Source organism: Conyzicola sp. (assembly GCF_057073975.1).
This window is the reverse complement of sequence record NZ_JBXMIS010000093.1, coordinates 1-4,958: the sequence shown is the minus strand read 5'-3', so window position 1 is coordinate 4,958 and position 4,958 is coordinate 1. Positions and strand designations below refer to the sequence as shown.

General features: G+C 67.6%; 7 protein-coding genes. 3 read left to right on the top strand and 4 right to left on the bottom strand.

Annotated elements, in window-relative coordinates; genetic code table 11:
- Positions 1-85: 85 nt before the first annotated feature.
- From mscL to AC14A7_RS08455, 3 genes are read right to left on the bottom strand one after another with little or no spacing between them, the layout of a single operon-like run.
- Positions 86-505 (bottom strand): large conductance mechanosensitive channel protein MscL, encoded by a 420-nt coding sequence (mscL, locus tag AC14A7_RS08465; protein ID WP_484008110.1) that lies wholly within the window; start codon positions 503-505, stop codon positions 86-88.
- Between the two features lie 15 nt (positions 506-520).
- A complete protein-coding gene (locus AC14A7_RS08460) occupies positions 521-814 on the bottom strand; it encodes an FmdB family zinc ribbon protein (RefSeq protein ID WP_484008109.1) in 294 nt (97 codons plus the stop codon).
- Positions 815-821: 7 nt separating this feature from the next.
- Entirely contained in the window at positions 822-1,406 is a 585-nt protein-coding gene (locus AC14A7_RS08455) for a 5-formyltetrahydrofolate cyclo-ligase (RefSeq protein ID WP_484008108.1), read from the bottom strand.
- Positions 1,407-1,444: 38 nt separating this feature from the next.
- Here AC14A7_RS08455 and galU point away from each other — a divergent pair, with 38 nt between their 5' ends.
- Genes galU through AC14A7_RS08440 form a run of 3 tightly spaced genes read left to right on the top strand, consistent with a single transcriptional unit; the run spans position 1,445 to position 3,907 of the window.
- Entirely contained in the window at positions 1,445-2,335 is an 891-nt protein-coding gene (gene galU / locus AC14A7_RS08450) for a UTP--glucose-1-phosphate uridylyltransferase GalU (RefSeq protein WP_484008106.1), read from the top strand.
- Positions 2,302-2,985, top strand: a complete 684-nt coding sequence (locus tag AC14A7_RS08445; RefSeq protein WP_484008105.1) for a GNAT family N-acetyltransferase — start codon at positions 2,302-2,304, stop codon at positions 2,983-2,985. Before galU ends, AC14A7_RS08445 begins: the two co-directional genes overlap by 34 nt.
- 37 nt (positions 2,986-3,022) lie before the next feature.
- Positions 3,023-3,907 (top strand): hypothetical protein, encoded by an 885-nt coding sequence (locus AC14A7_RS08440; protein ID WP_484008104.1) that lies wholly within the window; start codon positions 3,023-3,025, stop codon positions 3,905-3,907.
- Positions 3,908-3,945: 38 nt separating this feature from the next.
- Here AC14A7_RS08440 and AC14A7_RS08435 read toward each other — a convergent pair whose 3' ends face one another.
- Complete coding sequence (locus tag AC14A7_RS08435; RefSeq protein WP_484008102.1) at positions 3,946-4,887, bottom strand: hypothetical protein; 942 nt, start codon at positions 4,885-4,887, stop codon at positions 3,946-3,948.
- Between the last annotated feature and the right edge of the window lie 71 nt (positions 4,888-4,958).

Sequence of the window (4,958 nt, the reverse complement as noted above, 5' to 3'; positions counted from 1 at the left end):
ACCCGAACCCCGCGCCAGAGCCGCAGCGCGGCTCAGGCACAGAGAACGACGATCGACTCAAGGCCGACAAGCCGCCGCACTGGGGCTAGCGCTGGTCGACTCCGCGCGCAGCCAGCAGGTCGCGGATCTCGATGAGCAGGTCGACCTCGCTGACCACGGCTGGCGCCTCTTCAGCGACCTCCTGCTGCTCTTTGAATGCGCGCTTCTTGAGGTAGTTGATCGGCAGCACGAGGGCGAAGTAGACGACAGCCGCAACGAGTGCGAACTGGATGACGGCGGCGACAACAGCTCCGAACAGGATCTTCGCCGTGCCACCGGCGGTCGTCGGGATCTCGACGATCCACAGGCTTGCCAGGCTCTCGGCATTGAACAGCGCGCCGATCGCCGGATTGAAGATGCTCGTGACGAGCGCGGTGACGATGGCGCTGAATGCTGTTCCAACGACAACGGCGACAGCGAGGTCGATGACGTTCCCGCGCAGCAGGAACTCCTTGAAACCCTTCATTGAGGTGCCTCTTCTCTAGCTCGTGCTCCCGGCGGCGGGAGCGGGGGTGGCCGCGGGTGCCGCAGCGGGGGCCGCGGGCGCGGGGGTCGAGCTGGTCGAGGTGGAGGTCGAGCCAGAGCTCTTCTTCTCCGAGGCGCGGTTGTCGCTGCTGTAGAACCCGGAGCCGCTGAAGGTCACGCCGACGGCGGAGAAGACCTTGCGCAGCGCGCCGCCGCACGTGGGGCAGACGGTGAGCGAGTCCTCGGTGAACGCCTGGTGGATGTCGAAGGCCGTCTCGCAGGCAGTGCAGCGATAGGAGTAGGTGGGCACGGTGTCCTCAGGATTGTTTGGCGAGCGTGGTGATGCCGGACGGGGTGACGACCCCGTCGACGCGCTGGTCGTGAACCTCGCTTGGCACGGTGTCGAGAAACTCGCTGTCGAAGATGACAGCATAAACCGGCGGGCGGCGCTCCATCGATCCGAGGGTCTTGTCGAAGTAGCCGCGGCCCCATCCCATGCGCATGCCGGTGCGGTCGACGCACGCCGCCGGCACGATGATGAGGTCGACGTCGTTGATGGCTATCGGCCCCAGCAGCTCTGTCGTCGGAACGGGCATGCCGAGCAGGTCTTCGCCCTCGTCGTTGCCGTCGTACGGGGCCCAGTCGAGCAGGCCGTCCTCGCGGGAGTACGGCACGAGCACTCGGATTCCGTTGTGGCACGCCCACGACAGGAACGCGCGGGTCTCCGGCTCGTCGGGGGTAGAGAGGTAGGCCGCGATCGACCGGGCACCGGTCGCCAGCTCGGTGAGATGGGTCGTGACCGCGCTCGTGGCCGTTGCCCTCTCGTGGGCTGGCGTGATGCGCCGACGCTCGCGGATCTCCGCGCGCAAGGCGCGCTTCTGGTTGTCAACCCCATCGAGCATGCACCAATTCTAGATACTTGCTTCAGGTACCCTCTGGTATGGCCTTCACGATAACGAAAGCAGTAATCCCCGCCGCAGGACTCGGAACCAGATTCCTTCCAGCGACCAAGGCGATGCCGAAGGAGATGCTCCCCGTTGTCGACAAGCCGGCCATCCAGTACGTGGTCGAGGAGGCGGCAGGAGCCGGCCTCACCGACGTGCTCATGGTCACCGGCCGCAACAAGTACTCACTCGAGAACCACTTCGACTCCATGCCAGAGCTCGAGGCCAACCTCGAGATCAAGGGCGACGCCGACCGGCTCGCCAAGGTCGCAGAGCCCAACGACCTCGCGAGCATGCACTACGTGCGCCAGGGCGCTCCGCGCGGTCTCGGCCACGCCGTGCTCGTTGCACGCATGCACGTCGGGCACGAGCCCTTCGCCGTGCTGCTCGGCGACGACCTCATCGACGCCCGCGACCCGCTGCTCTCCCGCATGATCGACGTGCACGGGCAGCGCAACGGATCCGTCATTGCCCTCCTCGAGGTCGACCCCTCGCAGGCCCACCTCTACGGTGTGGCCACGGTCGAGGCGACGGATGAAGACGACGTGGTGCGCATCACCGGCCTCGTCGAGAAGCCGGCTCCCGGCACCGCGCCCTCGAACCTCGCCATCATCGGCCGCTATGTGCTGCAGCCGGAGGTCTTCGACGTGCTCGAGCGCACCCCTCCCGGCAAGGGCAACGAGATCCAGCTCACCGACGCCCTGCAGGAGCTCGCGACCGACAACATCGCCGGCGGCGTCTACGGCGTCGTGTTCCGCGGCCGTCGCTACGACACGGGTGACCGCGTCGACTACATCAAGGCCATCGTGCAGCTCGCGGTCGACCGGGAGGACCTCGGCTCCGAACTACGACCATGGCTGAAGAACTTCGTGGCGAACCTCGACTAGCAGTAGTACCCGTGCCCGCTCTGATTCCGACCCTTCGCTCTGGGGATGTGACGATCCGCCCGATCCGGCTGCGTGACTCGCGCACCCTCGAGCGCGAGCTGCTCGACAACCGCGGCTGGCTACGCAAGTGGGAGGCGACCAATCCGGTCGGGCCGATGTCGTTCGACGTGCGCGGCAGCATCCGCAACCTTCTCTCCCATGCGAGGGAGGGCTTCGGCCTTCCCTTCATCATCGAGTACCGCGGCGAGCTCGCCGGCCAGTTGAACGTCTCGTCGATTGCCTACGGCTCCGTGTCGTCGGCGACGATCGGCTACTGGGTGTCAGAGCGCTTCGCCGGCCTCGGGCTCACCCCGACCGCTGTCGCGCTCGCGACCGACCACTGCTTCTTCACCATGGGGCTGCACCGCATGGAGATCTGCATCCGACCGGAGAACGACCCGTCGCTGCGGGTGACAGAGAAGCTCGGCTTCCGCTACGAGGGGCTGCGTCGCCGCTACATCCACATCAATGGCGACTGGCGCGACCACTTCTGCTTCGCACTCACCGTTGAAGACGTGCCGACCGGGGTGCTTCGGCGCTGGCAGGACGGCCGGGTTCCGGCGGGCGTCGGAGTGGTTCCGCAGGCCGACCGCAGACTCGCCCTCGGATAGCACGGGGTTCTGGCCACTCGCTCGTACCTTTAAGGCCATGGAGATCTCTGGTGGGCTTGGCGGCGGCGTGCTCGTTGCGCTCGCCGCCGGTCTCTGGCTGGTCTACCTGATCCCGAGCTGGCTGCGCCAGCGCGAGTACTACGCCACCGAGCGCAACGCGGTGCGGCTGCAGCAGACCCTTCGGGTGCTGGCCGAGACGGCGGAGGTTCCGCAGGCAGTGCGGGCAGAGACCACCGCGCGCAGCGTCGCAGCGCAGCAGAAGACCCTGCGCGAGGCACAGGCGCGCGCCGAGGCGATGCAACGGGCCCGGGATGCCGCAGCGCGCCGCACCGCCGCCCGCGCCGTCATCGACGCGCAGCCCGCAATCGCCGCCGTCGTCTCCGCCCGCACCCTCGCCGCGCGTCGCCTGCGGCGCACCCGCGCCATGGCGTCACTGCTGCTGCTCGCCGCCGTCGTCACCATTGCGGTGCAGCTCGTCGTCATGGCTGCCACCGGCATTGCCGCGGGTGCATGGGGAGTGCTCGGCTTCTCTGCCGTCGTTGCCGTGTCGACCTTCTCCCTGCTCGGCCGTCTCGCCGCGGTGAGCCGCTCCCGGGCCGCCGCTGTCGCCGCCTACGTGCCCGTCGCGCGACGCGTGCCGATGGCTCCCGCCGCCCCGGTGGTCGAGCGCGCAGAGACCTCCTGGACCCCGGTTGCCCTCCCCAAGCCCATGTACCTCTCGCGCACGGAGATGCAGAACGTTGTCGTCGAGGCGGATGTCGCGGTCGCAGAACTGCAGGCTGCCGCGGCAGAGGCGCAGCTCGCCCTTCGTGCCGCAGAGGCCGCGCTCCCGTTCATCCGGCCGGCCGAGCCGGAGCCTGTGCGCACCCTCGCCAAGCTCGACATCGACGAGGTGCTGCGTCGTCGTCGTGCCGCCGGCTAGTCTTTCGAGCTCTCCCCGTGGCTTTGGTCCGTCGACTGTCACAAACCGCTCTGGTCGCCCGCAATCGAGCCTCTCCGGGAGCGATCTGCGACAGTTGGCGGTTGCCACCCGGCAGCGATCAGCGCCCGCCGCAGTGCGGTGAGCCGCGCCGTCGACACATGGGACTTGTTGAATCTGACCACCCTCCAGCGGTGCTCCGCTAGCTCATCCAGTCGATCGACATCGCGAAAGAACTGGGCTTCATCGGTGCGGTGCTGCTCGCCGTCGTACTCGGCGATCACCGAGAACTGCGGGTAGCAGAGGTCGGCGATGGCAATGAGCCGTCCGTTCACATCGCGGATCTCGACGTTTACCTCGGGTTCCGGCAACCCGAAGTCGACGATGGCGAGCCGCAGGACGGTCTCGCGAACAGAGTCGGTGCGAGCTCGGACTCGGAGGAAAGCCGCGGTCAGCTTCTTGGCCCCGGGCCGTCCTCGGTGCGAGCGAACTGCAGCGGCAAGCTCAGTCATGGTGGCATGTGGTCGTTTGCGTCGAACGAGCGCGTCACCCATGATCACGAGTTCGCTCACCGACAGCTCGACGCTCATCGCGACCCACGTGTCGATGGGGGTCGACACGCGAAGACCGCCAACAGTGGTGGTTCTCCGGGTAATCGACGAGTGCCCGGTGACCCCCGCAGCCCTCGACAGCCTGGCGGGAGCCACGGAGGTGACGTGGATGGTCGGGGAGTGTCGCGGCACCGGGAGCCCGTGCAGGCCTGCTGCGGTCGCGTGACTGAAGTACTGGTGCGGCGTCATCCGCGGCGCGAAGGCCCGGGCGGCATCCACTCCGCTGATGGACGAGGGAACACGCACCCCGTGGAACGGACGGGCAAGGTCTCGCCCGCGCAACCTCCCCGCGCCGACACCGGCCGCCTTCGCGTCACGTGTGAGAAATGGCTCGCTGTCGAACGGCTGCGGCAACCTCACGTGTCTGCTCATGCTGAGAGGATCGCTGATACCGAGTCGCCCGCACCCACTGCGTGCGCATCCGTCGAATGTTGCAGACTGCT

Coding starts and splice junctions, on each gene's coding strand:
- AC14A7_RS08455 (WP_484008108.1), bottom strand. CDS start 1,406: ATGCTCGATGGGGTTGACAACCAGAAGCGCGCCTTGCGCGCGGAGATC.
- AC14A7_RS08440 (WP_484008104.1), top strand. CDS start 3,023: ATGGAGATCTCTGGTGGGCTTGGCGGCGGCGTGCTCGTTGCGCTCGCC.
- galU (WP_484008106.1), top strand. CDS start 1,445: ATGGCCTTCACGATAACGAAAGCAGTAATCCCCGCCGCAGGACTCGGA.
- AC14A7_RS08445 (WP_484008105.1), top strand. CDS start 2,302: ATGGCTGAAGAACTTCGTGGCGAACCTCGACTAGCAGTAGTACCCGTG.
- mscL (WP_484008110.1), bottom strand. CDS start 505: ATGAAGGGTTTCAAGGAGTTCCTGCTGCGCGGGAACGTCATCGACCTC.
- AC14A7_RS08435 (WP_484008102.1), bottom strand. CDS start 4,887: ATGAGCAGACACGTGAGGTTGCCGCAGCCGTTCGACAGCGAGCCATTT.